24 protein-coding genes and 3 tRNA genes are annotated in these 25,587 nt (G+C 70.3%); 9 read left to right on the top strand and 18 right to left on the bottom strand.

The features are described 5' to 3' along the window. Positions 1-39: 39 nt before the first annotated feature. Entirely contained in the window at positions 40-456 is a 417-nt protein-coding gene (locus ABFX51_RS03090) for a hypothetical protein (RefSeq protein ID WP_346051941.1), read from the bottom strand. Between ABFX51_RS03090 and ABFX51_RS03085 the strand changes: the two genes are divergently transcribed. Next, a complete protein-coding gene (locus ABFX51_RS03085) occupies positions 457-1,230 on the top strand; it encodes a hypothetical protein (RefSeq protein ID WP_091505059.1) in 774 nt (257 codons plus the stop codon). It abuts the gene before it with no gap. A 63-nt stretch (positions 1,231-1,293) separates the two neighbouring features. Here the strand turns inward: ABFX51_RS03085 and rplA are convergent, their stop codons facing one another. The 5 genes from rplA to ABFX51_RS03060 form a co-directional block, all read right to left on the bottom strand. Beyond that, positions 1,294-2,013: a 50S ribosomal protein L1 gene (gene rplA, locus ABFX51_RS03080; RefSeq protein WP_091505060.1), complete on the bottom strand. Its 720-nt coding sequence runs from the start codon at positions 2,011-2,013 to the stop codon at positions 1,294-1,296. Between the two features lie 81 nt (positions 2,014-2,094). Next, complete coding sequence (rplK, locus tag ABFX51_RS03075; protein ID WP_091505061.1) at positions 2,095-2,526, bottom strand: 50S ribosomal protein L11; 432 nt, start codon at positions 2,524-2,526, stop codon at positions 2,095-2,097. Positions 2,527-2,603: 77 nt separating this feature from the next. Further along, the gene (nusG, locus tag ABFX51_RS03070) at positions 2,604-3,386 is read right to left on the bottom strand and encodes a transcription termination/antitermination protein NusG (protein ID WP_091505062.1); all 783 of its coding nucleotides are present in this window, start codon (positions 3,384-3,386) and stop codon (positions 2,604-2,606) included. A 45-nt stretch (positions 3,387-3,431) separates the two neighbouring features. Beyond that, a complete protein-coding gene (gene secE, locus ABFX51_RS03065; protein ID WP_143249818.1) occupies positions 3,432-3,860 on the bottom strand; it encodes a preprotein translocase subunit SecE in 429 nt (142 codons plus the stop codon). 34 nt (positions 3,861-3,894) lie between these two features. Continuing rightward, positions 3,895-3,967, bottom strand: a tRNA-Trp gene (locus ABFX51_RS03060). Between the two features lie 179 nt (positions 3,968-4,146). On the opposite strand from ABFX51_RS03060, the gene ABFX51_RS03055 reads away from it, so the two are divergent. Beyond that, positions 4,147-5,370, top strand: a complete 1,224-nt coding sequence (locus ABFX51_RS03055) for a pyridoxal phosphate-dependent aminotransferase (protein ID WP_346051938.1) — start codon at positions 4,147-4,149, stop codon at positions 5,368-5,370. Between the two features lie 15 nt (positions 5,371-5,385). Beyond that, positions 5,386-6,285: an SGNH/GDSL hydrolase family protein gene (locus ABFX51_RS03050; RefSeq protein ID WP_346051936.1), complete on the top strand. Its 900-nt coding sequence runs from the start codon at positions 5,386-5,388 to the stop codon at positions 6,283-6,285. A 6-nt stretch (positions 6,286-6,291) separates the two neighbouring features. On the opposite strand, the gene ABFX51_RS03045 is transcribed toward ABFX51_RS03050, so the two are convergent. The 7 genes from ABFX51_RS03045 to ABFX51_RS03015 are packed head-to-tail and all read right to left on the bottom strand — an operon-like array spanning position 6,292 to position 12,684. Beyond that, positions 6,292-6,591, bottom strand: coding sequence for a type II toxin-antitoxin system PemK/MazF family toxin (locus ABFX51_RS03045; protein ID WP_346051934.1), 300 nt, complete (start codon positions 6,589-6,591; stop codon positions 6,292-6,294). Then, the gene (locus ABFX51_RS03040) at positions 6,591-6,830 is read right to left on the bottom strand and encodes a ribbon-helix-helix domain-containing protein (protein WP_091505067.1); all 240 of its coding nucleotides are present in this window, start codon (positions 6,828-6,830) and stop codon (positions 6,591-6,593) included. Before ABFX51_RS03040 ends, ABFX51_RS03045 begins: the two co-directional genes overlap by 1 nt. 30 nt (positions 6,831-6,860) lie before the next feature. Beyond that, a complete protein-coding gene (locus ABFX51_RS03035) occupies positions 6,861-7,262 on the bottom strand; it encodes a MaoC family dehydratase (RefSeq protein ID WP_346051932.1) in 402 nt (133 codons plus the stop codon). Beyond that, positions 7,262-7,708, bottom strand: coding sequence for a MaoC family dehydratase N-terminal domain-containing protein (locus ABFX51_RS03030; RefSeq protein WP_091505214.1), 447 nt, complete (start codon positions 7,706-7,708; stop codon positions 7,262-7,264). The genes ABFX51_RS03035 and ABFX51_RS03030 overlap by 1 nt, the downstream gene beginning before the upstream one ends. Before the next feature lie 10 nt (positions 7,709-7,718). Continuing rightward, positions 7,719-8,588: an ROK family protein gene (locus tag ABFX51_RS03025; RefSeq protein ID WP_346051930.1), complete on the bottom strand. Its 870-nt coding sequence runs from the start codon at positions 8,586-8,588 to the stop codon at positions 7,719-7,721. After that, positions 8,585-11,290 (bottom strand): glycoside hydrolase family 2 protein, encoded by a 2,706-nt coding sequence (locus ABFX51_RS03020; RefSeq protein WP_346051928.1) that lies wholly within the window; start codon positions 11,288-11,290, stop codon positions 8,585-8,587. Before ABFX51_RS03020 ends, ABFX51_RS03025 begins: the two co-directional genes overlap by 4 nt. Continuing rightward, the gene (locus tag ABFX51_RS03015; protein ID WP_346051926.1) at positions 11,287-12,684 is read right to left on the bottom strand and encodes an APC family permease; all 1,398 of its coding nucleotides are present in this window, start codon (positions 12,682-12,684) and stop codon (positions 11,287-11,289) included. The genes ABFX51_RS03020 and ABFX51_RS03015 overlap by 4 nt, the downstream gene beginning before the upstream one ends. A gap of 139 nt (positions 12,685-12,823) precedes the next feature. Between ABFX51_RS03015 and ABFX51_RS03010 the strand changes: the two genes are divergently transcribed. After that, positions 12,824-13,966 carry an ROK family transcriptional regulator gene (locus ABFX51_RS03010; protein ID WP_091505215.1) on the top strand — a complete coding sequence of 381 codons (1,143 nt, stop codon included), beginning with the start codon at positions 12,824-12,826 and terminating at the stop codon, positions 13,964-13,966. A gap of 1,027 nt (positions 13,967-14,993) precedes the next feature. On the opposite strand, the gene rpmG is transcribed toward ABFX51_RS03010, so the two are convergent. The 4 genes from rpmG to ABFX51_RS02990 all read right to left on the bottom strand — a co-directional run bounded on the left by rpmG (position 14,994) and on the right by ABFX51_RS02990 (position 18,110). Further along, entirely contained in the window at positions 14,994-15,158 is a 165-nt protein-coding gene (rpmG, locus tag ABFX51_RS03005) for a 50S ribosomal protein L33 (RefSeq protein ID WP_091505072.1), read from the bottom strand. 34 nt (positions 15,159-15,192) lie between these two features. Further along, positions 15,193-15,265: transfer RNA gene (locus tag ABFX51_RS03000), tRNA-Met, on the bottom strand. Between the two features lie 76 nt (positions 15,266-15,341). Next, a tRNA-Thr gene (locus ABFX51_RS02995) sits at positions 15,342-15,414 on the bottom strand. 74 nt (positions 15,415-15,488) lie between these two features. Further along, positions 15,489-18,110, bottom strand: coding sequence for a putative bifunctional diguanylate cyclase/phosphodiesterase (locus ABFX51_RS02990; RefSeq protein WP_091505073.1), 2,622 nt, complete (start codon positions 18,108-18,110; stop codon positions 15,489-15,491). Between the two features lie 469 nt (positions 18,111-18,579). Here ABFX51_RS02990 and ABFX51_RS02985 point away from each other — a divergent pair, with 469 nt between their 5' ends. Both ABFX51_RS02985 and lon read left to right on the top strand, forming a co-directional pair. Further along, positions 18,580-19,341 (top strand): GNAT family N-acetyltransferase, encoded by a 762-nt coding sequence (locus ABFX51_RS02985; RefSeq protein ID WP_342743473.1) that lies wholly within the window; start codon positions 18,580-18,582, stop codon positions 19,339-19,341. 73 nt (positions 19,342-19,414) lie between these two features. Beyond that, entirely contained in the window at positions 19,415-21,820 is a 2,406-nt protein-coding gene (gene lon, locus ABFX51_RS02980; protein WP_346051923.1) for an endopeptidase La, read from the top strand. On the opposite strand, the gene ABFX51_RS02975 is transcribed toward lon, so the two are convergent. Continuing rightward, the gene (locus ABFX51_RS02975) at positions 21,783-22,418 is read right to left on the bottom strand and encodes a DedA family protein (protein ID WP_091505075.1); all 636 of its coding nucleotides are present in this window, start codon (positions 22,416-22,418) and stop codon (positions 21,783-21,785) included. The genes lon and ABFX51_RS02975 overlap by 38 nt on opposite strands. 110 nt (positions 22,419-22,528) lie before the next feature. On the opposite strand from ABFX51_RS02975, the gene ABFX51_RS02970 reads away from it, so the two are divergent. From ABFX51_RS02970 to ABFX51_RS02960, 3 genes are all read left to right on the top strand, one after another. Beyond that, on the top strand, positions 22,529-23,668 hold the full coding sequence (locus ABFX51_RS02970; protein ID WP_091505076.1) for a sensor histidine kinase: 1,140 nt from the start codon (positions 22,529-22,531) through the stop codon (positions 23,666-23,668). Then, positions 23,659-24,303, top strand: a complete 645-nt coding sequence (locus tag ABFX51_RS02965) for a response regulator transcription factor (RefSeq protein ID WP_091505077.1) — start codon at positions 23,659-23,661, stop codon at positions 24,301-24,303. Before ABFX51_RS02970 ends, ABFX51_RS02965 begins: the two co-directional genes overlap by 10 nt. A gap of 124 nt (positions 24,304-24,427) precedes the next feature. Then, positions 24,428-25,426 (top strand): ABC transporter substrate-binding protein, encoded by a 999-nt coding sequence (locus ABFX51_RS02960; protein WP_091505078.1) that lies wholly within the window; start codon positions 24,428-24,430, stop codon positions 25,424-25,426. Positions 25,427-25,587 lie beyond the last annotated feature (161 nt).

Raw genomic sequence — 25,587 nt, 5'->3', positions numbered from 1 at the left:
GTAGAACCGTCGTCCAGGATACACGGCGGCTCCCGGTGGTCAGCGGCGGGAGGGGCCGGGCATCATGAGCGGGTGCCCGAGCAGCGACCTGGCGACGAGCCCCAGCACCGGGGCGACCCGGAACCCGGACAGCCCATGGAGGCGGGGTCGCGGCAGCCACCGCAGGAGCCGGGGCCGCAGCCGACGCAGCAGGGGCCGGGCCACGCGCCGGGACCGCAGCCGACTCAGCAGGGGCCGGGCCACGCCCAGGGACCACAGCAGCTGCACCCTTCCCAGCCACCGCAGCAGGGGCCAGGCCACGCGCCGGGACCGCAGCCGATGCAGCCCGAGCAGGAATCGCACCACGCGCTGCCGCAGCCCCGCCCCACGCAGGGGCAGGGTCGTGCGCCGGAGTCGCAGCCCGAGCAGGAGCCGAGCGCCGCGCTGCCGCAGCCCCGCCCCGCGCAGGTGCCGCACGTGCAGTCCGCGCCCCAGGCGCCGGGCGCGCCGCAGCTGGATCCCGAGCAGCTGCGCCAGTTCCAGCAGTTCCAACAGTTCCAGGACTACCTGCGGTTCACCGAGGCGCAGCAACGCGGCCAGGTCGTGCCCGGCGGCTCCGGCCCGCCCGCGCCTCCGCCGGGTGGACAGCTGCAACCCGCCCCCACGCCACCGAGCCCGGGGCCGAAGATCCGGATGCCCCGGTTCGTCAAGCGGATCCTCGCGTCGGTGCTGTCGGCGCTGATCTTCCTCGCCGTGCTGGGCGTCGCGGGCAAGCTCCTGTACGACCACTTCTTCCCGCCCCAGGACGACGACCGCCCGGCGTCGGAAACCGGCGGCGGGACCTACCACGCCAACAAGATCCTCTCCACGCAGCCGTACGAGGCCGTGCGGAAGGTGTACCAGCAGATCGCCCAGGGGCGGCCTGACCTGGCGTGCGGCTACTTCGACATCCCCGTCCAGCAGACCTTCGCCACCGACCTCGGCTACCCCGACTGCCGCGAGGCGGTGCTGGACCTGAAGAAGCAGGTCACGAACGTCAACGACTACGCGGAGTCCCTGCCGAGCTACGTCTCCGGCCAGCAGGGCACCACGATCACGATCGACTCGTGCTCGTTCGGCGTGAGCGGCGGGCCAGCACTGGGGATCTTCACCGTGCAGCAGGTCGACCGGGGCCAGTGGCTCATCACCGGGCACGCGCCCGGCCCGCGGACCTGCCCGCCGCCGAGCACGGCCCCCACCCCGACCTCCTGACGCACGAAAGCCGGCCGGCCTCCCAAAAGCGGAGACCGGCCGGCTTTTCGCAGTGGGAACGCGTCAGGCGTTCGCGTCCTCCGAGAGGAGGTTGCGGGTGCGGGCCGGGTCGACCGGGATGCCCGGGCCCATGGTGGTCGAGAAGACGACCTTCTTCAGGTAACGGCCCTTCGCGGCGGAGGGCTTGACCCGCAGGATCTCGTCCAGCGCGGCCGCGTAGTTCTCCACCAGCTTCTCCGCGTCGAACGACGCCTTGCCGATCACCAGGTGCAGGTTCGCCTGCTTGTCGACCCGGAAGCTGACCTTGCCGCCCTTGATGTCGGCGACGGCCTTGGCGACGTCGGGCGTCACGGTGCCGGTCTTCGGGTTCGGCATCAGGCCACGGGGGCCGAGGATGCGGGCGATGCGCCCGACCTTCGCCATCTGGTCCGGCGTCGCGACAGCGGCGTCGAAGTCGAGCCAGCCACCCTGGATTCGCTCGATCAGGTCGTCGCTGCCGACCGCGTCGGCGCCGGCGGCCTCGGCCTGGGCGGCCTTGTCACCCACGGCGAACACGATGACGCGAACGGTCTTACCGGTACCGTGCGGCAGGTTCACGGTGCCGCGGACCATCTGGTCGGCCTTGCGGGGGTCGACCCCGAGACGCACGGCCACCTCGACCGTGGCGTCCATCTTGACCTTGGAAGTCTCCTTCGCGAGCTTCGCCGCCTCGAGCGGTGCGTACAGCCGCTCGCGGTCGACCAGCTCGGCGGCCTGACGGTAGGCCTTGCTGCGCTTTGCCATGCTCTGTCCTTAACTACGAAAAAAGTGGATCAGCTGTGGTCCGGGCCAGCGCCTGGCCCTCCCACGGTGTCCCGCCGGGACTTACTCGACGGTGATGCCCATCGACCGGGCGGTGCCGGCGATGATCTTCGCGGCCTGGTCGATGTCCAGGGCGTTGAGGTCGCTCTTCTTGGTCTCGGCGATCTCGCGCACCTGGTCCCAGGTCACCTTCGCGACCTTGGTCTTGTGCGGCTCGCCGGAGCCCTTCTCGATCCCAGCGGCCTTCAGCAGCAGCTTCGCGGCCGGCGGGGTCTTGAGCTTGAAGTCGAACGACCGGTCTTCGTACACGGAGATCTCGACCGGCACCACGTTGCCGCGCTGCGACTCGGTCGCGGCGTTGTAGGCCTTGCAGAACTCCATGATGTTGACGCCGTGCTGACCCAGCGCGGGGCCGACCGGCGGAGCCGGGTTCGCGGCACCCGCCTGAATCTGCAGCTTGATGATCGCTGCAAGCTTCTTCTTCTTGGGTGGCATTCCTAGTTCCTATTCACTACTGCGTACCCCGGGCGCCTGCCTGCGCCCGAGGGCCAACGTCCCAGTGTACCGGGCCGTCAGATCTTGGAGACCTGGTTGAACGACAGCTCGACCGGCGTCTCGCGGCCGAAGATCGACACCAGCACCTTCAGCTTCTGCGCGTCCGCGTTGACCTCGCTGATCGTGGCGGGCAGCGTCGCGAACGGGCCGTCCATGACGGTGACCGACTCGCCGACCTCGAAGTCCACCTCGACCGGCGCGCCGCCCAGGCTCGCCTCGGCCGTGGCCGCCTCGCCCTTGGCCTTCGCCGGCGCCGCCTTCTCGACCTTCGGCGCCAGGAACTTCAGCACCTCGTCGACGGTCAGCGGCGAGGGCTTCGACGTGGCGCCCACGAACCCGGTCACGCCCGGGGTGTTGCGCACCGCGCTCCACGAGGCGTCGTTGAGCTCCATCCGGACCAGGATGTAGCCGGGCAGCACCTTGCGCTGCACCTGCTTGCGCTGGCCGTTCTTGATCTCGGTGACCTCCTCGGTGGGCACCTCGATCTGGAAGATGAAGTCCTCGACGTCCAGGGTCTGGGTCCGGGTCTCGAGGTTGTTCTTGACCTTGTTCTCGTACCCGGCGTACGAGTGCACGACGTACCACTCGCCCGGCAGCGACTGCAGCTCCTTGCGGAGCTTGGCCACCGGGTCCTCGTCGTCGGCCTCGGGCTCGGCGGTCTCGCCGGCCTCGGTGACGGTCTCCGCTGCGGTCGGCTCGAGGTCGGCCTGCTCCTCGGCGGTGTCGTCGCCTGCCTCGTTCGCGGGCGCCACCGGCTCGTCAAACTCGTCGCCGGCTGCCACGCCGTTCTCGGAGGTCACGTTCCGTCCTCTCACTTGATCGCTTGTCGTCCTGGTGCCGGCGCGTCAGCCGAACAGCCAGAACACGCCCTTGCGGAACACGAAGTCCAGCAAGTAGACCAACGCGACCATGAAAGCCACGAAGACCAGCACCACGGTGGTGTAGGTGACCATCTGGTTGCGCGTCGGCCAGATGACCTTGCGCAGCTCGGCCCACACCTCGCGGACGAACCGCGTGAACCTCGCCACCAGCGAGGGCTTCTTCTCCTTGCGGTCCCGCTTCGGGGTCGCCCGCCCCTTGCCGTCGGCCTTCGTCGCGCCGTCCGCGCTGGACGAGGTCTTGCCTGCGGGGCGCGCCTTGTCGGCGTCCTTCGCCGTGGCCTTGCCCGCCGGGCGCGCGGAGGCCCGCCGCTCGCGCCGAGCCGCGGCGGTGACCGGACGAGAGGCCCGCTTGGCCTCCTGCTCCTTCTCGCCGCCGGCGTCGCTGTCGCTCACGACTTCTCCTCCGCTTGGACCACCTATGCCGAAGCAGGGGCGACAGGACTCGAACCTGCGACCTGCGGTTTTGGAGACCGCTGCTCTACCAACTGAGCTACACCCCTTCGAGCTGAACCACCGCTCGCCGGACGCCCTTCACCAACCCCGCATTCCGTGCGGGGTCACGCGCCGGACGTTCCAAGTTCGGCAGTCTACGGCAAGGCCCCGACCGGCCCGCAACCGAGCCCTCCCGACGCCCTCCCCTGCGTGTTTGATCACACGGCGCGCGTGCCACCATGGGGCCATGACCTCTCCCGCAACCGTCACCCGCCCGCGCATCTCGGCCCGCATCGCCGGCATCACGCCGTCGGCGACCCTCGCGGTGGATGCGAAGGTCAAGGCGCTCAAGGCCGAGGGCCGCCCGGTGATCGGCTTCGGCGCGGGGCAGCCCGACTTCCCGACGCCGGACTACGTCGTGGAGGCCGCCGCGGCCGCCGTGCGCGACCGCGCGAACCACGGCTACACCGCCGCCGCCGGCCTGCCCGAGCTGCGTGAGGCGCTGGCCGCCAAGACGCTGCGCGACTCCGGCTTCGAGGTGCAGCCGTCCCAGGTCCTCGTCACCAACGGCGGCAAGCAGGCCGTGTATTCCGCGTTCGCCACGCTGCTCGACCCGGGCGACGAGGTGCTGCTGCTGGCCCCGTACTGGACGACGTACCCCGAGTCGATCAAGCTGGCCGGCGGTGTACCGGTGCAGGTCACCGCGGACGAGTCGACCGACTACCTGGTCTCGGTCGAGCAGCTGGAGGCCGCGCGCACCGAGCGCACGAAGGTGCTGCTGTTCAACTCGCCGTCCAACCCGACGGGCTCGGTCTACCCGCGTGAGCAGATCGAGGCGATCGGCCGCTGGGCCTACGAGCACGGCATCTGGGTGATCACCGACGAGATCTACGAGCACCTGGTCTACGACGACGCGAAGAACTACTCGCTGCCCGTCGTGGTGCCGGAGATGGCCGACCGGACGCTGGTGCTCAACGGGGTCGCCAAGACGTACTCGATGACCGGCTGGCGCGTCGGCTGGATCATCGGCCCGCAGGACGTGGTCAAGGCCGCGACGAGCTACCAGACGCACCTGTGCGGCAACGTCGCGAACGTCGCGCAGCGGGCCGCGCTGGCCGCCGTGTCGGGGCCGCTGGACGTCGTGCACGAGATGCGGGCCGCGTTCGACGTGCGCCGCAAGAAGATCGTGTCGCTGCTGTCGGATATCCCCGGTGTCGAGTGCCCGACGCCGAAGGGCGCGTTCTACGCGTACCCGTCGTTCAAGGGCGTGCTGGGCAAGGAGATCCGCGGCGAGCGCCCGAAGGACACGCTGGAGCTGGCCGACCTGATGCTGCGCGAGGCCGAGGTCGCGGCCGTGCCGGGTGAGGCGTTCGGCACGCCGGGCTACTTCCGGTTCTCCTACGCGCTGGCCGAGGCCGACCTGGTCGAGGGCGTGCGGCGGGTCGCCGACCTGCTGGCCGAGGCCAAGTAGCGCACCCTGTAACGGGTGGGCAGGAAACTCCTCGTCGGGCTGATCGCGCTCGTGGTGCTCGCCGCCGCGGGCGCGTTCGCCTACCACCAGTCGCGGCAGGGCTCGTCGGCGTCGCCCCCGGCGCCGGCGAGTTCCGTGCCCGTCCAGTCCGGCCGCTACGTGGCGCTGGGTGACTCGTACACGTCCGCACCGGGGACCGGGAAGGCGGCGGGCACGCCGCCGGGCTGCCAGCGCTCGGACAACAACTACCCGCACCTGGTCGCGGCCGAGCTGCACCCGGCGCAGTTCGCCGACGTCAGCTGCGGCGGGGCGACGACACAGCACCTCTACACACCGCAGCGCACGAACGACGGCACGAACCCGCCGCAACTCGACGCGGTCACGCCGGACACCACGCTCGTGACGCTGGGCATCGGCGGCAACGACATCGGCTTCATCGGCCTCATCCAGCAGTGCGGCACCGACGACCCGAACGCGGCACCCTGCCGGGACCGGCTCACCGCGGGTGGCCGGGACCAGCTGGCCGAGCGGATCGACGCGGCCGCGCCCAAGATCGCCGCCGCGCTGACGGCGATCCACGCGAAGGCGCCGAACGCGCGGATCCTCCTGGTGGGCTACCCGACGGTGCTGCCCGACGGCGACGGCTGCTTCCCGTTCCTGCCGCTCGTGCCCGCGGACGTGGCGTACGTGCGGGAGATGGCGGACCGGCTCAACGCGATGCTCGAAGAGCAGGCGAAGGCGCACCAGGCGGGGTACGTGGACACGGCGACGCCGAGCAAGGGGCACGACCTGTGCCAGAAGGCGGCGACGAAGTGGGTCGAGGACCTGGTGCCGTCCTCACCGGCAGCGGCGCTGCACCCGAACGCGAACGGCGAGCGCGCGATGGCGGACGCCGTGCTGGACGTGCTGCACTGACCGGCGTCAGTCGAGGTCGAAAGCCAGCTTGATGGCTTCGCCGAGTTGCCGTTCCTGCCACGACAGCAGGAAGCCCAGTTGCCGCCCGAGATCAGCCTTCGAGATCGTCTGGATGTTGTCGCAGCTGATCACGCTGTCGTGGTCGAGCCCGTTCGCGGGTCCCACCGCCACCTCCGTCGCGATGCCGCGGACTGTGGACGTGATCGGCGCGACCGTCACGTTCGAGAGGTGCGGACGGATCAGCTCCCGGGTCAACACGACCACCGGACGCACCTTGTCGAGACGCGCGGTGTGAATAGGACGCATCAGTCGAGATCGACCAGCGGAGTGCGAGCGGCGTGCTCTGCCAGCCCGTCGAGATCATCACCGGCACCGCCGGCCTGTTGCAGGATCTCGATGTCGCGTTCGGTGATGATGCGCCTGCGTTCGCGCTCCAACGCCCGCGACACGAGTTCAGCCCTGCTGGCCGCCTTGCCCTCGCCGACCACATCGTCGATGAAGGAGACCAACTCGTCCGGCAGGCGCACCGCGATCTGCTTACTCATCCCACCATGGTACCACTTTGGGATGCAGGCTCACCGGACGAAGGCGACCGCCTTGCCCAGTACCGTCTTCCCGTCGAACTTCGCGGTGATGTCCACGCGCGCGGTGCCGTCCTCGCGCACCTCGCCGACCTTGCCGGTGAACTGGACGAGCGCGCCCTCGTCGTCGTCCGGCACCACGACGGGGCGGGTGAACCGGCAGCTGTACTCGACGAGCTTGCCCGGGTCGCCCAGCCAGTCCGTGACCAGCCGCCCGGCCAGCGCCATCGTGAGCATGCCGTGCGCGATCACGTCCGGCAGCCCGACCTCCTTGGCGAACCGCTCGTTCCAGTGGATCGGGTTGAAGTCCAGCGACGCGCCCGCGTACCGGACCAGCCTGTCCCGCGTGACCCGCACGTCCAGCGGCGGCAGCTCGTCTCCGACCGTGTAGCCCATCACGCCTCCCCTCGGACCACGAGCTGCGCGCGCGTGGTGCAGACCGGCTCGCCCGCGTCGTCGGTGATCTCCGCGCGCACGGTCAGGAAGTCGTTGCCCGCGCGGGTCATGATGTCCTCGACGAACGTCGTCAGCCGCAGCCGGTCGCCCGCGCACACCGGGCGCGTGTACCGGAAGCTCTGGTCGCCGTGCACCATCCGCGAGTAGTCCAGCCCCAGCTCGGGGTCGGCGACGATGGTGTTGATCGCGGCCAGGTTGATCACCGTGAGGAACGTCGGCGGCGCGATCACGTCGGGGTGGCCCGCGGCGCGCGCCGCCTCCGGGTCGCGGTAGACCGGGTTGTCGTCGCCGATGGCGTCGGCGAACTCCCTGATCTTCTCCCTGCCGACCTCGTAGGTGCTGGTCGGCGGATAGCTACGCCCGATGAACGACTGGTCGAGTGGCACGAGGGGCACATTACCCAGCGAGTGCGATCGCCCCGCGCAGGGCGCCGTCGTGCGGGAACCGGGCCGCCACGACCTCCGGCGGGAACGGCACGGCCTGCGCCAGCCGCTCCCGCAGCGCGGGCAGGATGACGTCGTTCGACCCCGCGAGGCCCCCGCCGACGGCGATCCGCCGCGGGTCCAGCGTGATCGCCAGGTTCGCGACGTGCCGGGACAACTCGTCGAGCGCGCGTGACACCAGTTCCTTCGCCGCGGGGTCACGGCGGGCCAGCGTGAACAGCTCCGCCGCGGTCACCGGGCGGCCCAGCGCGGCACTCGCCCGCAGGCCCAGCCCGCGGCCGCCCACGGCCTCCTCCAGCGGGGCCGCGCCCGAGGCGAAGCCCTCGTCCGCACCGTCGACGAGGTGGTACCCGATCTCCCCCGCCGCGCCGTTCGCGCCCGCCAGCACCTGCCCGCCGACGACGATCGCGGCCGCGATGCCCGTGCCCAGCGACAGGAACACCGCCGGATCCGCGCCCGCGAGCGCGCCCCAGCGCACCTCGGCGAGCCCGGCCGCCTTGACGTCCGTGCCCACCGTGACCGGCGCGGCGAACTCCGCGGCCACCAGCTCGCGCAGCCGCAGGTCCTCCCAGCCGGGCACGTTGGGCGCGAGCAGGACGCGGTCGGGCAGGACGATGCCGGGGCTCACCACGCCGACGGCGGCGGGTTCGGTGCCGTCGAGCAGGTCGCGCGCGGCGGCGAGCGCACGCGACACGACCTGCCCGGCCCCCAGTTCGGCCTCGGTGTCCAGCCGCGCCTGGCGCACCAAGTTCCCCGCCCGGTCGGCGACTCCGACGGCGACCTTCGTGCCGCCGAAGTCGATCCCGAGAACCTCTTCGCTCACGCGGTCACCGTAAGAGCCGGCGTGTTGAACCCGTCCACGCTGACCTGCGGCGCCGCGACGGGGTCGTACGTCGCGGTGAGGGTCTGCGATTCCCCGGGCCACAACGTGATGTCGTTGTCGTCCCAGATCGCGGACGCCACCTGCGCCCCGCCGGTCCGGACGTCGGCACGCAGGAAGAACGCGACCTTGTCCGAGGTGTTGGTGAGCGTGACCTGCGTCAGGCCCGGCCGCGGTGTCTTCGCGACCGCCCGCACCGACGACGGCGGCAGCGACTGCAACGCCGAGAAGTCCGCGTACTGCGTCATCGTCGCCTGCGGATTGCCCAAAGTGGACGGCCAGTCGACGACGTCCGCCTTGGTGGAGCGCCAGTACACGTTGCGGTCGACCACCTTGCCGTGCTGGGACAACAGCAGCTCGACGAAGTGGACCGAGCCCGTGGCGGGCAGCTTCGGCCGCAACACGTCGTTGCGGACCTCCTGGCCGCGCAACGCGAGCCCGCCGGCCTTCTGGTCGTCGAGCAGCGTGCCGTTCAGGTCGTAGACCTTCGCCTCGACGCCCAGGCCGTCCTGCGTGGCGCCGCCGAGGTTGTCGATCGTGACCTGGTTGTCGTCGTAGCCCAGCAGGGCGTGCAGCGGCTTGTTGGCCTTCTGCGCGCCGTAGTAGGCGCCGGGCTGGTCGCCGTCGTAGTTGTAGAGCGACCACAGCAGCGTCGGCCAGCCCTTGTTGAGCTGCCAGTACACGATGCCCGTCGCGGGATTCGCCTTGTCCGTCGAGTGGTCGAGGAACGCCTCGAACTGCGAGCGGGTGTTCTCGTAGTTCTGCAGCTGCGCCAGCTGGACGTAGGAGTCCAAATCGGACCAGCCGCCGTAGCGGGCCTTGAGCGCGGTGTCGAACGTGTACAGCGTGCCGAAGGCGTAACCGCCGTGCCCTGGCTCGAAGTTCGCGTGGTACTGGTTGTACTCCGGGTCCTGCCACAGCTTCGCCTGCTCCTCCGGTGAGAGGAACCGCTTGATCGAGTCGAGCGTGGGCACGGTGTGCCCGGCGCTCTGCTCGCTCGCGAAACCCCACGAGCCGCCGGCGTTGGTGCGGGTCGGGTCGTCGGGGTCGTAGTGCGTCGTGTCGTACCAGTACGACGGCGGGACCCAGTCGTACGGGCCTTCCTTCTCCCCCGCCGGGCCGAGCGTCGGGGTGCTCTTGTACTCGGCGGAGGCGACGATCGGCACGTCGAAGTCGGCCTCGGCGAACCCGGCGAGCGACTCCCTTTCCTGGCGCGGCAACGGTTCGTTGTCGCTCCAGCCGTAGGTGATGACGCTCGGGTGGCTGCGCTCCAGCTCGCCGATGGTGCGCGCGGAGTCGTGGATGATGCGGAAGTCGCGGTTGGTCAGGTTCGCCTCGGTCTCCGGCTGCCAGGCGTCGCAGCACAGGAAGCCGCCGAGCACCAGCAGCCCCGCGCGGTCCATCTGCTCGTAGAAGTCCTGCGGCATGTCGTGGCCTTCGAGCCGGATGCCGTTGAGGCCCATGTTCTTGATCAGCTGGACCTGGTGCGCCACGTCGGACTTCGAGTAGCGCAGGAACAGGTCGGGCGCGTAACCGCCGCCGCGGAAGACGAACTCCTTGCCGTTGACGGCGAAGATGCGTGCGCCGTCCGGCAGTTGCGGCGACTTGCCGACGAGCCGCGTGGTGACCGTGCGGATGCCGAACGTCTGGCTGGAGGTGGTGGACACCTTGCCGCCCTGGGCGACCGCGGTGCTCAACGTGTACAGCGGCTGGTCCCCCATCGAGTAGGGCCACCACAGCCGCGGGTGGTTGATCGTCACCGGGGCGAACGTGACCGTCTTCGTGCTGTGCGCGGGCACGGTGACGCGTTGCCGCACCACCATCGGCTTCCCGCCGTCCGGCGGTGTGATCGTCGCGCTGACGTCACCGGCCTGCGCCCGGTCGGCGTTGTTGGTGACGTCGAGCTTCGCGGTCAGCTTCGAGCTCGACAGGTCGGCCGCGTTCTGCTGCACGACGTGCGCGTCCGAGCCGGTCAGCGCGTCGGAAAGCTGGAGCTGGATGGGGAACTGGATGCCGGTGTTGTTGTCCGGCGGGAACTGGTTCCAGTCCACCTGGTCCAGCGTGAACATCTTCGTCGGGTCGTTCGGGTACATCTTGACCGCGAGCGAGTTCTTGCCGGGCCGCACGAACCCCGTGATGTCGAACGTGTGGCCCGCGTACGCGCCGCTGACGACCTCGCGCGTGGCGACCTGCTTGCCGTCCACCCACACGTCGGCCTCGCCGACCACGCCGGGGATGGTCATCTTCACGTTCTGGCCGGGCGCGGTGTTCAGCGTGAAGTCGGTGCGGAACCACCACGGCACGGCGAAGCGCGGCACGGTCACCGGGCCGAGCTTGTCCATGTACCCGAAGCACTTGCGCATGTTGTCGGAGTAGAAGACGTCCGGGCACTGGCCGTTCTGCACCAGCGCGTTGAGCTCCGTGCCGGGTGCGCCCGCGTCGTCGGGCCTGACGCGCAGCCAGTTCGTGGTGCGGTAGGCGGGGTTGGAGATCTGCTCGGGGGAATCGGTGGCGACGGCGCTGCTCTGCACCTGCCACCCCTGCGTGCCGACGGTGATGAGCCCGGTGTCGTGCGGCTGTGCGGCCGCGGGCGGGGTGAGCAGTGCGGTCGCGGCGAGGACCGCGGCTCCCAGTGCGATCTTCATGCGGCGTACGCCTCCCGGATCTCCTTCTCACCGAAGGGCCAGGTCCGCTCGACCTTCGCCCAGACCAGGTACGCGAGGACGCCGACGACGATCCACGCCAGCGTGAGCCACTTCGACAGCGTGCTCGCGGAGTAGAAGATGTAGCCCCAGCCGACCAGCGCGATGAGCGTCGGCACGGGGAAGAGCCACTGGCGGTACGGGCGCTTGAGGTTCGGCTGGCGCCGCCGCAGCACGAAGATCGCCGCGACCTGGGCGACCGACTGCACGACCACCAGCACGGCGAGCGCCATGTTGATGACGTCGGTGAGGGTGAACAGCGAGCCCACGGCGGTGATCACGCCCATCGCGAGCAGGCCGAACGTCGGGAAGTTCAGCCGCGGGTGCAGGCGCGCGAACCACGGCAGGAACAGCTTGTCGCGCGCCGCCTCGAACGGCACCCGCGAGCCGCCGAGCAGCCCCGCGAACACCGAGCCGAAGGCGGTGATCACGATGGCGACGGTGATGATCTTGGCGGCCGTGCTGCCCCACGTGCGCTCCAGCACCAGCGACGCGATCGACGAGGAGTTCGTCACCTCCTCCCACGGCACCGCGCCCAGCACGCCGACCTGGAGCAGGAAGTACAGGCCCATGATGCCGAGCACCGAGTACACGATGGACCGCGGCAGCGTCCGGCCCGGGTCACGCAGCTCGGCGCCGAGGTACGCGGTCGTGTTGTAGCCGAGGTAGTCGTAGATCGCGATCACGAGCCCGGCGCCGAGGCCGGTCCAGAACGCGCCGTGCGAGCCGAAAGCGCCGGGCGTGAAGCCGAAGGCGCGGCCGCCGTCGAAGTGCGTGAAGGCGGCGAGGACCACGGCGAGCACGGAGAACAGCATCACGCCGAACAGGACCGTGGTGAGCTTGCCGATCTCGCCGATCCGCCGCCACAGCGCGAACACGACGACGACCACGACGGCGATCCCGATGACGTGCCCGAGCACGGTCGTGTGGCCGTCGGCGTCCACCACGCCGGGCACGAGGTAGCCGAGGTAGCTGACCAGTCCGATCACGCCGGTGGACATGATCAGCGGGATGAACAGCACCGCGCTCCACGCGAACAGGAACGGCATCAGCCTGCCGGTGCGGTACTGGAACGCTTCGCGAAGGTAGATGTACGTGCCGCCGGCGCCGGGCATCGCCGCGCCCAGCTCGGCCCAGATGAGCCCGTCGGCGAGCGCGATGATCGCGCCGACGACCCAGCCGAACATCGCCTGCGGGCCCTGCATCGTGGCGACCATCGCGGGGATCGTCACGAACGGGCCGATACCGCACATCTGCGTCATGTTGATCGCGGTCGCCTGCACGGGGCCGATCTGCCGCTGCAGGCCGGCCGCTTCGGATCGCGTGGGTGAACTCACGGCGCGCCTCCGTTCGTTTGTTAAGAAGGTTTCTTAACATAGACCTGACGCTGGTGGAAGGGGTTCGTCTCCTAAACTGGTCGTTACCGGGTTCTACGAGGCAGGGGATGGGGCGTTGGCGGTCGGCACTCCGGCGAGCATGCGTGAGCTGAACCAGCGCGCGGTGCTGCAGCGGTTGCGTGACCACGGCCCCGCGACGCGCCCCCGGATCGCGGCCGACACGGGCCTGTCCAAGCCCACGGTCGGCCAGGCCCTGCTCGACCTCGAACAGCACGGTCTGGTGCGCACGGCGGGCCGGACGATCTCGGGTCCCGGCCGGTCGGCGGTGGTGTACGAGGTGAACCCCGCGGCCGGGCACGTATTGGGCATCGACATCGGGCGCGGTTTGATCCGCGTCGCGGTGGCGGATCTGGCGGGCTCGGTGGTGGCGCGGCTGGACACCCGGAACAAGGCCCGTTCGGCGGGCGCGCTGCTGCAGTCGGTGCGCTCGGCGGCGGAGGACGCGGTCGCGGAGGCGGGTCTGCGGATGGCGGACATCGTGTCGACGGTCGTCGGCACCCCCGGCGTCCCGGACCACCGCTCGGCGACGCTGCGGCGCGCGCCGAACCTGCCGGGCTGGGAGCGCAAGGGCCTGCTCAACGAGCTGTCGTCCTTGCTGGGCACGGATCTCGTGGTGGAGAACGACGCGAACCTGACCGCCATCGGCGAGTACGAAGCCGGCGCGGCGCGGGATGCCGACGTGTTCGTGTGCGTGACCGTCGGCACCGGGATCGGCATGGGCATCGTGGTCGACGGGGTCCTGTTCCGGGGCGCGCACGGTGCTGCGGGCGAGGTCGGGTACCTGCCCTACGGCTGGCCGCCGCCCAGCTCACCCCCGCGCGAAGGCTTGCTGGAGTCGGCCGCGGCGGCGCATTCGGTGGTGGAGATGGCGTCGGCCCGGGGTCTGTCGGTGCGCACCGCGAAGGACGTCTTCACCCTGGCCCGGGAGGGCGATGCGCGGGCGCTGGAGGCGGTCGAGGAAGAGGCCACGCGCCTGGCGTTCATGGTGGCCTCGGTGGCGGCGGTGATCGACCCGGCGCTGGTCGTGCTCGGCGGTGGGATCGGGAAGAACACGGACCTGCTGTCGGCGCCGCTGGAGCGCGCCCTGGCCCACGCAACACCTCTCCGGCCGACGATCGTGCCAGGGGAACTGGGGGAAGAGGCAGCGTTGACCGGAGCGATCGCGACGGCGCTGAGGACGGCGCGGGATGTGGTGTTCGAGCGGCGGGGGCAGGCGCTATGAGGGCCCCAGAGTTGCGTCGGCTGATACCGGTGGATCACTTTGAGGAGCAGCCGCAACCTTTTTTGCCAACCGGCGGTCGACGTTGCCAGGCTTGCGGCTGGTCCTCAAAGTGATATGCACAAACCGCAGGCGACGGGATGATCACTCAACTCGACCACCCACCCAAAGGTGAGATCCCTTTGGGCCCGATCATCCTGGAGCCTGCCCGCCGGCGAGGCATTCTTTTTCCCTGCTCGCTTGAGTGCCCGCGCACCGGGGTCCACCGGGCGCTGCGCGCCCTGCTGAGCGGCCCCACCCCCGCCCCGATCTTTGAGTGTTCACGGCCGATCCGTCGCGTCAAGAGCGCCTTCGGCGTCCCTTCGGGATGGGCTTCGCCCACTCTTGACCCGCCGGATCGACCGTAAGTGCGGCTGGGGATCGGGGCGGGGGTGGGTGTGGGCGGTGTGGCCGCTCGCGTTGCGTTGCTCGGTTCCGGTGGGGTGACCGAGCCTCCCTCCGTTCCGCCGTCGGATGCGGTGCGGTGCGGTGGGCCTCCCGCCGTTCCGCCGCCGGATGCGACGGGCTTGCCCCCGTCCCGTCATCGGGTGGCGGTGGGTGCCGGGCCCTCGTTCCCTTCGCCACGTGCAGCGGGCCTCCCTCCGTTCCGCCGTCGGATGCGGTGCGGTGCGGTGCGGTGCGGTGCGGTGGCGAGCCTCCCGCCGTTCCGCCGCCGGGTGCGGCGGGCTTGCCGCCGTTCCGTCATCGGCTTGCGGTGGGTGCCGGGCCCTCGTTCCCTTCGCCACGTGCGGCGGATGGGAGCCCTGCTCGCCTCGGGTTGCTGGGCGGCTGCGAGCCGAGACCCCTCGCCGTTCCGCCGCCGCTTCCCCGCGCAAGGAAAGCCACCGCTCCCGGGTCGGCCTGCTCGCTTCGGGTTGCCGCGCAAACAAGACCCCCGCCCGTGGTGGCGCCGACCACATTCGGTCCCCAGGCCCGACACAAAAAAACCGCCGCCCCCAACTTGGGGACGGCGGTTCTCTGGTCTGTGTGCTCAGCGGGTTTCCTTGTGCACCCGGTGCGTACCGCAGTTCGGGCAGAACTTCTTCATCTCCAAGCGGTCCGGGTCGTTACGCCGGTTCTTCTTGGTGATGTAGTTGCGGTGCTTGCACTCCTCGCACGCCAGGGTGATCTTCGGTCGCACGTCGGTGGCAGCCACGGCTACGCCTTTCTCTACAAAACTCGAATCCCGGTAGCGGTGGCCGGACTTGAACCGGCGACACAGCGATTATGAGCCGCTTGCTCTGCCAACTGAGCTACACCGCCCTGATGTGCCCACCGCCCGGGGGTCCAAGGGCACCGGGAGCGCCAGCTCCCTTGGACAGGTTACCACCCGTCCGAGAGCCCCTTTACGGAATCGAACCGTAGACCTTCTCCTTACCATGGAGACGCTCTGCCGACTGAGCTAAAGGGGCGGGATCAACGCCTCAACGTTGAAGCCTCGAAGAGATTACACAACCGGCGACACCCCTCGCGCACCGGGGGTCCCTTACGTCAACAACGTCAGGATCGTCTCCCGCTGACGGCCCGCTGACCTGGCCGTTCGGGCCTGGAGCCAGGCCTCCAGCCGGTCCTCGGCCAGGGGACGCGAGATCAGGTAGCCCTGCGCCACGTCACAGCCCATGGCCTCCAGCTGGTCCCTCGCGATGTCCTCCTCGACGCCCTCCGCGACGACCGTCAGGCCCAGCGAGTGACCCAGCTCGACGATCGAGCGCACCACCGCGAGATCACCCAGGTCCGTGCCCATGCCCAGGACGAAGCTCTTGTCGATCTTGACCTCGTCCACCGGCAGGCGCCGCAGGTAGGCCAGTGACGAATATCCCGTCCCGAAATCGTCGACCGCCAGGACGATGCCCAGCTCGTGCAGCTCCTGCAGGATGGGCAGCGCCTTCTGCGGATCGGCCATCACGCCGGACTCCGTCAGCTCGAACGTCAGCAGCCCCGGTGGCACCCCGAACCGCCGCAGGGAGTCGACCACCTTCGCCGGGAAGTCCACGTCCGCCAGGTTGCGCACGGACAGGTTCACGGCCACCGAGATCCGCAGCCCCTCGTCCATCCACTTGCGCACGCGCTTGAGCGACTCGTCCAGCACGAAACCGGTCAGCACGCCGATGAGCCCCGCCGCCTCGACCGCCGGCACGAACTCGTCCGGGTCCAGTTTCCCGAACTCCGGGTGCACCCACCGGACCAGCGCCTCGACACCCAGCACCTGCTTGCTCGGCAGCGAGATCTTCGGCTGGTAGTGCACGCTCAGCTGGCCCTCTTCCAGCGCCTGCCGGAACTGCGTGACCATCTGGAACCGGCGCAGGAAGATCTGCCCCATGCTCGGCACATAGGCGCGGACCTCTTCCCCACCGCGCGTGGCCCGCACGGCGACGTCGGCCCGCTGCAGCAGCGCGTCGATGTCCGTGCTCTCGCTGTCCTCGGCCAGCGGCGTCGCGTACCCCACCATGGCGTTCGCCTCGACCGTGAGGCGGTCCACCGGGTAGGGCGCCGACAGCTGTCCGCGCAGCCGCTCCGCGACGGCGTGGATCTCGGAACTCGGGTAGCCGACGAGCAGCGCCGCGAACGACGCGCCCTCGAGCCGGGCGAGGGGGACGTCCGGGCCCAGTGCGTCCCGGATCCGCCGGCCCGCGGCGATCACCATCCGGTCCGCCCAGGTGTAGCCGAGCGCGTCGCTGACCGTCGAGAACACATCGAGATCCACCCGCAGCACCGCCGCGTCCTGGTCCCGCAACGGCTCACGCGCCACCTGCCGGAAGCCCGGCCGGTTGAGCAGACCGGTCAGCGGATCGTGGTAGGCGTCGTGGCGCAGCGTCGCCAGCAGGCGCCGGTTGTCCAGCGCCGTCGCGAGGTGGCTGGCCATCGTGCCGAGCAGCTGCACGTCGTACTTGCCGAACCCGCGCCAGCGCGACAGCCGGTCGTGCGCCTCGACGACCCCCAGCAGCTGGTTCGCGCTGCGCAGCGGGACGACCAGCGCCTCCTGCGCGTTGCGGTCCAGCAGTGCGGCCGTGACGTCGGCGTTCGCCTCCGTGATGCGGAAATGCCGGACGTGCGAGCCCGGCAGCCGGACCAGCGCGTCCTCCCCGAGCCGCCCGTCACCGGGCAGCGGCTCGCCCGCGACGACGGTGGTCATCGCCGCGGTCGGCTCCAGCCGCAGGCGCAGGACGACACGGGCCGCGGAGAGCTGGTCCTTGATCCGCTCGGCGATCGTGGCCCAGTCGCTGGCGTTCACGCCGCCGCTGAGGTCGTCGACGCGGCTCGCCGGGCGGGCGGCGGCCTGCTGCCCCGACCTGGCGACCATCAGGCTGACGTCGGAAAGCGCTTCCATGTCCCGCTGCTCGCGCAGCAGGTCCGAATAGGCCCAGTACAGGGCGGAAAGGCCGAGGAACACGGCGACCACGAGCGGCCACGCGTTGCTGGTGCCCGCGATGACGAGGTAACCGCTCAGGCCCACCGAGGCGTTGACGAACCCGACGACCAGGATCCGCCCGGTCAGCCGCAGCGCGGTGCCGATCCGCATCCGCCGCCGCAGCACGCGCACGGCCGCGAGCGCGAGCAGCGTGCTGGCCAGCGGCGCGGTCAGGGTGCCGGCGAGCGCGGCGGGCCACGTCATCTCGGTGGTGCCGGTGGCGTGCTGAACGAGGCCCGCGACGGCGAACGCACTCGTGATCTCCAGCAGGAACGCGCCCGCGTTGTAGAGGACGCGGCCGGACACGCGCCGCACGACGAGTGTGCTGATGCCCGCCACCAGGTGCGCGGCGAGCACGACCTCGAACGGGGCCACGAAGAAGCCGATGACCAGCGGGATCTCGGTGAAGGAGATGGTCCACGAGATACCGCTGCGCACGTCGACGTTGATGCCCAGCTGCTCGGCGAGCAGGAACGACAGCGCGAGCACCGGGCCGATCCACCACAGCGAGGCGTGCCCGTGGAACGGCAGCCACAGCACGGAGACCAGTGCCGCGGACAGGATGCCGAAGGTGAGGACGACGGCCGTGTAGATGCGGAACCGCCGCTCGTCGCCTGCCGCCTCCCCGGAGGACGGGCGGGCTTCGCCACCGGCGGCCGCGGGAGCGGCTGTGTCCGGTGTGCCGCCTGTGCCCGGCATGCGACCTCCTTCCCACCCCTGGCCCCCGGCGCACCTGCACGGAAAACTCGATCTCCGCACGAATGAGGGTGTCACTGTACCCCGGAGGGCGTACTTCAGCCCGTCTCTGATCGTCATCAGATCAGCCCTTAGTTAACAATGCGCCAACGGTCCGCGGCCATGGCGACTACCGGGTGAAACGGGAACCCGAGTGGCGTTCTTTTTCCGATGACGAGCGGTAACCGAACAAGTGCTGCGCTGGATCGAGCAAGAGCGCTTCAATACCGGCATGGACACGGAGGCGATCGCGACACCGCAGGCCACCGGCCCCAGGGCCGCCGACCCGTTGCTGCCCTTGTCAAACCCGCTTGCCCCGCCACCGGAGTCGGTAACCGTTTTCCGCGCCGGGTCCGCGGGTTCGGCCGCCGAGGGGCACGCGTGGCGCAGCGAAGTATCTGAACGATCAAGTGACTCTCTGTGGCGGCCACTCGTGGAGCACCGGCTCGACGTCCGGCTGACCGGCGAAGAACCGGAAGCCGCACTGTCCGAAATCCTCATACGATGGGATGAACATCTCACCGGTGTGGCGAGCGCCGGGGACTGGGACACGGCGGCCGTCGTGGCCCGCCCGAGCCGGGAGCCAGCCGGTTCGGCGGAACTGCTGCGGCACGGCTTCGCACCCGTGCGCGTGCTGGCCGTACGCCCGGCCGACCGCCTCGCCGCGGCCGGCCCACCCGCCGAACCCGGCGTGCGCCTGCGTGCGGCGGAGCCTGCGGACCTCGACACGGCCGTCGAGCTGTACACCGAGCTCCAGCGCTACGACGCCCAGTTCGGGCTCGTGACGTTGCGGGAGAACGCGGGCGAGCTACTGCGGGCCGACCTCGCGGCGCAGCTGGACCGGACGGAGCCGACGGTGTGGCTCGCCGAGCTGTACGGACGCCCGCTGGGGTTCCTGCGGCTGCAGTACCCGCCGGAGACGGACTGGGTCGCGCCGTTCGTCGCCGCGGAGCGCGTCGGCTACCTCTCTTCTCTGCAAGTGTCGGAGGCCGCCCGCTCGTCCGGCGTCGGTACCGCGCTGGCGGCCCACGCCCACCAGCTCTACGACGAGGCGGGGATCGACGCGGTGCTGCTGCACCACACGCTCGCGAGCCCCCGTTCGACGCCGTTCTGGTACGGGCACGGCTACCGCCCGCTGTGGACCTACTGGTACCGCAGGCCCGCTGTTTATTCCCGGAACGCCGCTCGCTCATAGCGAACGACCTGCGGAAACAAAACGGGACGCGGCGAAGTTGAGCTGTGCAGACTCAACTAGAAGGAGCGTCCCGATGACTGAATCCAGGCTCCTGCCCCTGCTTCCCCTCGACGAGGACGTCGTGCTACCCGGCATGATCGTCCCGCTGGAGCTCGACGAGCCCGAAGTCCGTGCCGCGGTGGAATCCGCGCAGGCGAAAGCACCGAGCGCACCGTCGTTCCCCGGCATCCGGTCCCTGCCCGCCGCCAAGGCCGAGGTCCTGATCGTTCCGCGCGTCCACGGCGAGTACGCCGAGCTGGGCACCGTCGCGACGATCGAGCGCATCGGCCGCATCCCCGGCGGCAAGGCCGCCGTGTTGCTGCGGGGCACCCGTCGAGCGCTCGTCGGCGAGACCGGCGAAGGCCCCGGCGCGGCCCGCTGGATGCGTGTGGAGGAAGCGGCGGAGCTGAGCGGTGAGCGCGCGCAAACGCTTGCCGCCGAGCACAAGACCGTGGTGATCTCGATCCTCCAGCAGCGTGGCGGCTGGCAGATGATCGACGCCGTCCAGGAGCTCGAGGACCCGTCCGCGATCGCGGACCTCGCGGGCAACGCCCCGTACCTCGACCTCGACCAGAAGCTGGAGCTGCTGCGCACGCTCGACGTCGCGGCCCGGCTGGAGCGCGCGCTCGAGTGGAGCCGCGAGCACCTGGCCGAGCTGGAGGTCACCGACACGATCCGCAAGGACGTCGCCGAGGGCATGGAGAAGCAGCAGAAGGAGTTCCTGCTGCGCCGCCAGCTGGAGGCGATCCGCAAGGAGCTGGGCGAGCTGGACGGCAGCGGCGACGGTGAGGACGACTACCGCGCCCGCGTCGAGAAGGCCGACCTGCCCGAGCACGTCCGCAAGGCCGCGCTGGCCGAGGTGGACAAGCTGGAGCGGACCTCCGACCAGTCGCCGGAGGGCGGCTGGATCCGGACGTGGCTGGACACCGTCCTGGAGATGCCGTGGCACAAGCGGACCGAGGACGTGCACGACATCGCCGCCGCCCGCGCCGTGCTGGACGCCGACCACGCGGGTCTGGACGACGTGAAGGAACGCATCATCGAGTACCTGGCCGTGCGTGCCCGCCGCGCCGAGGCCGGCAAGGGTCAGGTCGGCGGGCGGCACTCCGGCGCCGTGCTGGCGCTCGTCGGGCCTCCCGGGGTCGGCAAGACCTCGCTCGGCGAGTCCGTCGCGAAGGCGATGGGCCGCGAGTTCGTCCGCGTCGCGCTCGGTGGCATCCGGGACGAGGCGGAGATCCGCGGGCACCGGCGCACCTACGTCGGCGCGCTGCCGGGCCGCATCGTCCGCGCCATCAAGGAGGCCGGGTCGATGAACCCGGTGGTCCTGCTCGACGAGGTGGACAAGGTCGGCGCCGACTACCGCGGCGACCCGACCGCGGCGCTGCTCGAGGTGCTGGACCCGGAGCAGAACCACACGTTCCGCGACCACTACCTGGAGGTCGAGCTCGACCTGTCCGACGTGGTGTTCCTGGCGACCGCCAACGCGCTGGAGACCATCCCCGGCCCGCTGCTGGACCGCATGGAGCTGGTGACGCTGGACGGCTACACCGAGCAGGAGAAGGTCGTGATCGGCCGGGACCACCTGCTGCCGCGTGAGCTGGAGCGGGCCGGGATGCAGCCGGGCGACGTGGTGTTCACCGACGCGGCGCTGAGCCGGATCGCCACCGAGTACACGTGGGAGGCCGGCGTCCGGAACGCGAACCGGACGATCGCGAAGGTGCTGCGCAAGATCGCGACGAAGACCGCGCTGGGCGAGGCGACCCTGCCCGTGACGGTCGACGCCGAGGACCTGCCCGGCTACCTCGGCCGGCCGCGGCACCTGCCCGAGTCCTCGCTGCCCGCGTCGACCCAGAGGACCGCCACCCCCGGCGTCGCGACGGGTCTCGCGGTCACCGGTGCCGGTGGTGACGTCCTCTACGTCGAGGCCTCGCTGGCGGACCCGGAGTCCGGCGGCACCGGGCTGACCCTGACCGGCCAGCTGGGTGACGTGATGAAGGAGTCGGCGCAGATCGCCCTGTCGTACCTGCGGTCTCATGGCGCGGAGCTCGAGCTGCCGGTCGGTGACCTGAAGGAGCGCGGTATTCACGTGCACGTCCCCGCGGGCGCGGTGCCGAAGGACGGCCCGTCGGCCGGGGTCACGATGACCACCGCGCTGGCGTCGCTGCTGTCGGGCCGCGTGGTGCGGGCCGACGTGGCGATGACCGGTGAGGTCTCGCTGACCGGGCGGGTGCTGCCGATCGGCGGCGTCAAGCAGAAGCTGCTGGCGGCGCACCGGGCCGGGATGAAGACGGTGATCATCCCGCAGCGCAACGAGCCGGACCTCGACGACGTCCCCGCGGACGTCCTCGCCGAGCTTGACGTGCACCCCGTGTCGAACGTCCGCGAGGTGCTGGAGCTGGCGCTCACTGCCGCGTCGGCGCCGGTCGCCCAGGCCGCCTGAGCCGCACCACGACGAACCCGATGATCGCGACGGCTACGCCGGCGAGGACCAGGTACTGGGCCACGCCGGCGTAGTCGTTCACGACGTGCCAGTTGGCGCCGAGCAGGTAGCCCGCGATCACGAACGCGGTGTTCCACAACAGACTCCCGAGTGTGGTGAGCGCGAGAAACCGGGCGAAGGGCATTCGCTCGATCCCGGCCGGCAGCGAGATGAGGCTCCGGAAGATCGGCACCATCCGCCCGAAGAACACCGCCTTCTGCCCGTGCCGCGCGAACCACGCCTCGGTGCGGTCGAAGTCCTCGGCCTTCAGCAACGGGATCCGCAGGATCAACGCGCGCGTGCGCTCGCGGCCCAGCAGCACGCCGAGCCAGTAGACGATCATCGCCCCCGCCACCGAACCCAGCGTCGTCCAGGCCAGTGCGCCGAGGAGCGTGAACGTGCCCTGGCTCGCGGAAAAGCCCGCGAGTGGCAGCACGAGCTCGCTGGGGATGGGCGGGAACAGGTTGTCCAGGCCGACGATCAGCGCGGCACCGGGCCCGCCGAGGGTGTCCATCAGGTGTACGGCCCAGCCCGCCAGGCCTGTCAGTGATTCGCTCATGCCATCCGACGCTACGAACCGCGGCCGCCTCGGACCATGCGGTCGACCGCCGACTTTTACTGTGGAAAACCGCAGTCCGCACGGCCCCGCCGCTCGCTAGTCTCGACGTCATGAACCACGTAGGCCGGGCCGCCCGGATCACCGTCGGGCTCGCGCTCGGCGGTCTCGCCGCGTTCGCGGAGGCGGTCTTCGTGGTGCTCGCCGTGCCGTCGCTGGCGGTCCGGGCCGTGCGGCCGCGGGTGTTCGCGGCTGCCCGCGCACTGGCCGAAGTGGACCGTCGGAGGCTGGCGCGCTGGTACGGCAGCGAGAACGCCGACGACTACCGCGGCGAGCGCGCGCTGCGGTACCTGTCGGTGCGGTGCGTGCTCGGCGGCATCGGGGCGGGGATCTTCGTGTTGATCGCGCTGGGCGGGACCTCCATCGGGATCATGCTGTGGCAGGTCGCCACCGGGCGGCCGCTGGGTGGCGGAGATCCCATCGGCCGGGACCACGACTGGTACGACGGGCTCGCGGTCCTGCTGCTCGGCACCGTGTTGTTGTTCGTCGCGCTGCAGGGGCTGGCCGGCGTGGTGTCGTTCGAGCGGCGGCTGGCGCGGTACTTCTTCGGCCCGAGCCAGCGGGAACTGTTGCAGCGCAGGGTGACCGCGCTCGCGGAGAGCCGGGCCGAGGTGCTGGCGGCCGTGGACGAGGAGCGCCGCCGGATCGAGCGCGACATCCACGACGGGGTGCAGCAACGGCTCGTCGCGCTCGGCATACTGCTGGGCCGTGCGCGGCGCGCGAAGGACAGCACGAGGTCGGACGAGTTGCTACGCCAGGCACACGAGGAGGCGACGTGGGCGCTGGAGGACCTGCGTGAGGTGGCGTGGCGGGTGTACCCGGTCGCGCTGGCCTCCGAAGGCCTGCCCGCGGCGCTCGAATCGCTCGCCGAGCGGGCAGGCTTGCCGGTAGACCTGCGGTGTGAAGTCGGTTCACTACCGGCAGCCGTCGAGACGGCCGCGTACTTCGTGGTTTCGGAGGCCGTGACGAACGCGGTCAAGCACGCGGACGCGAGCCGGATCGCGGTGTCCGTGCTGGAGGAGTCGGGCAGCGTGCACGTCGAGGTCGTCGACGACGGGTTCGGCGGGGCACACCTCGGCGGCGGTGGGTTGTCCGGGCTGGCGCGGCGGGTCGCCGGGGTGGAGGGCGAGTTCACTGTGGACAGTCCCGAGGGCGGGCCGACGCGGATCGGGGCGGTGTTGCCGTGCGCGTGATCCTGGCCGAGGACTCGACGCTGTTGCGCGAAGGGCTCGTCCGGCTGCTGTCCGAGGAGGAGCACGAGGTGGTCGCCGCGGTCGGCGACGCGGAGGCGTTGCTCGCCGAGACCGAGGCGCACCAGCCCGATGTGGTGGTCACCGACGTCCGGATGCCGCCTTCGCACACCGACGAGGGCATGAGAGCGGCGCTAGAGATCCGGCGCCGCTGGCCGGGCGTGGGGGTGCTCGTGCTGTCGCAGTACGTGGAGAAGCGGTACGCCACGAACCTCATCACCGGCGAACGCGGACGCGTGGGCTACCTGCTCAAGGACCGCGTCATGCAGGTGGGCGAGTTCCTGAAGGCGCTGGACCGCGTGGCGCGGGGTGGCGCTGCGTTCGATCCCGAGGTGGTGCGGCGGCTGCTGGCCCGCTCGTCCCACACCGATCCGCTCGCGACGCTCACCGAGCGTGAAGTCGAGGTGCTGGCGAAGATGGCAGAGGGGCACTCGAACGCCGGTATCGGGGCGGAGCTGCACGTGTCGCAGAGCACGGTCGAGAAGCACGTGAACTCCATCTTCGACAAGCTGGGCCTCGCCCACACGGCGGGCTTCAGCAGGCGGGTACTGGCCGTGGTGCGCTACCTCGATTCCTAACGGACTGGTCACAGGGTGATGCAGCGCGCCTTGACGGGGCAGTTTGGCTAGGCAAACCTAAGCGGCAACAGCACTGCGGTTACGACCGGTAGCCGCTGCCCCGCCGGTTCAGGAAAGGCAGTTCATGTCCCGTAAGAGAATCCTCGGCGCCCTGCTGCTCGCGGGCGCCGTCTCCTTCGGCCTGGTCGCGTGCGGCGACGTGCAGGACTCGTCGTCCTCGGCGCCGTCGTCCTCGGCCGCGACGGATGCCGCCGCGTTCCCCGTGACGATCACGCACAAGTTCGGCTCGACGACGATCGAGAAAGCGCCTTCGCGGGTGGTCGTGGTCGGGACGTCGAGTGACGACCTGGACGCGGCGCTGGCGCTGGGCGTGACGCCGGTCGCGTTCTTCAACAAGTCCGGCACGTCCGGCGTGCCCGCCTACCTGGAGGGCAAGCTCGATCCGGCGAAGACGAAGATCGTCGACGCGACCAACGGCGTCAACGCCGAGGAGGTCGGGGCGCTCACGCCGGACCTGATCCTGGCCACCGCCGACTACGGCCTCGACCAGGAGTACCCGAACCTGTCGAAGATCGCGCCGACCGTCGGCTACGCGACCGAGTGGGGCGCGCAGTCGTGGCAGGAACACGTGCAGGTGACGGCGAAGGCGCTGGGCAAGTCCAGCCAGGCACAGCAGGTCATCGACACCACGCAGGCCGCCATCGACAAGGTGAAGGCGGACTACCCGAAGGCGGCGGGCAAGACGTTCACCGCCTCCGTCGGCAACACCGCGGGCAAGATCTTCACGCTGGTGTCGCAAAAGGACTTCGCGGTGCAGCTGATCCAGTCGCTGGGCCTGAAGCTGTCGCCGAACGTGGCGAACCTGGGCCAGAACGACTCCGGCAGCCCGACCGGTTCGCTGTCGCCCGAGCAGTACGACAAGCTCGCGGCCGACCTCGTGGTCATCGCGTTCACCTCGCCCGACCTGCAGCAGGCATTCGAGAGCAACCAGCTCGTGGCGAACGTGAAGTCGGGCAACTACCTGGTGGTCGACATGGCGACCATCTCGGCCCTGCGCTACCCGACGGTCTACGACATCCCGTGGGTGCTGGACAAGCTCAAGCCCGGCCTCGCGAAGCTCTGACCGCTGAACGGCCCCCTTCCCACGCGGAAGGGGGCCGTTCTCGCCTCAGGACAGTTCGCTCTCCAGGTCCAGATCGGTCAGTGCGCGTTTGGGGCCACGCACCGGTCTTAACAGATGCGGAAAACCTCAGTCCGGCTGGGCGCTTCGCCGACAGGGTGCTG

Origin of the sequence: Amycolatopsis dongchuanensis (genome assembly GCF_039542405.1) — a bacterium.
Classification (GTDB): Bacteria; Actinomycetota; Actinomycetes; order Mycobacteriales; family Pseudonocardiaceae; genus Amycolatopsis_E; species Amycolatopsis_E sacchari.
The sequence above is the reverse complement of the archived record's forward strand: the minus strand, read 5'-3'. Positions and strand labels throughout refer to the sequence as shown.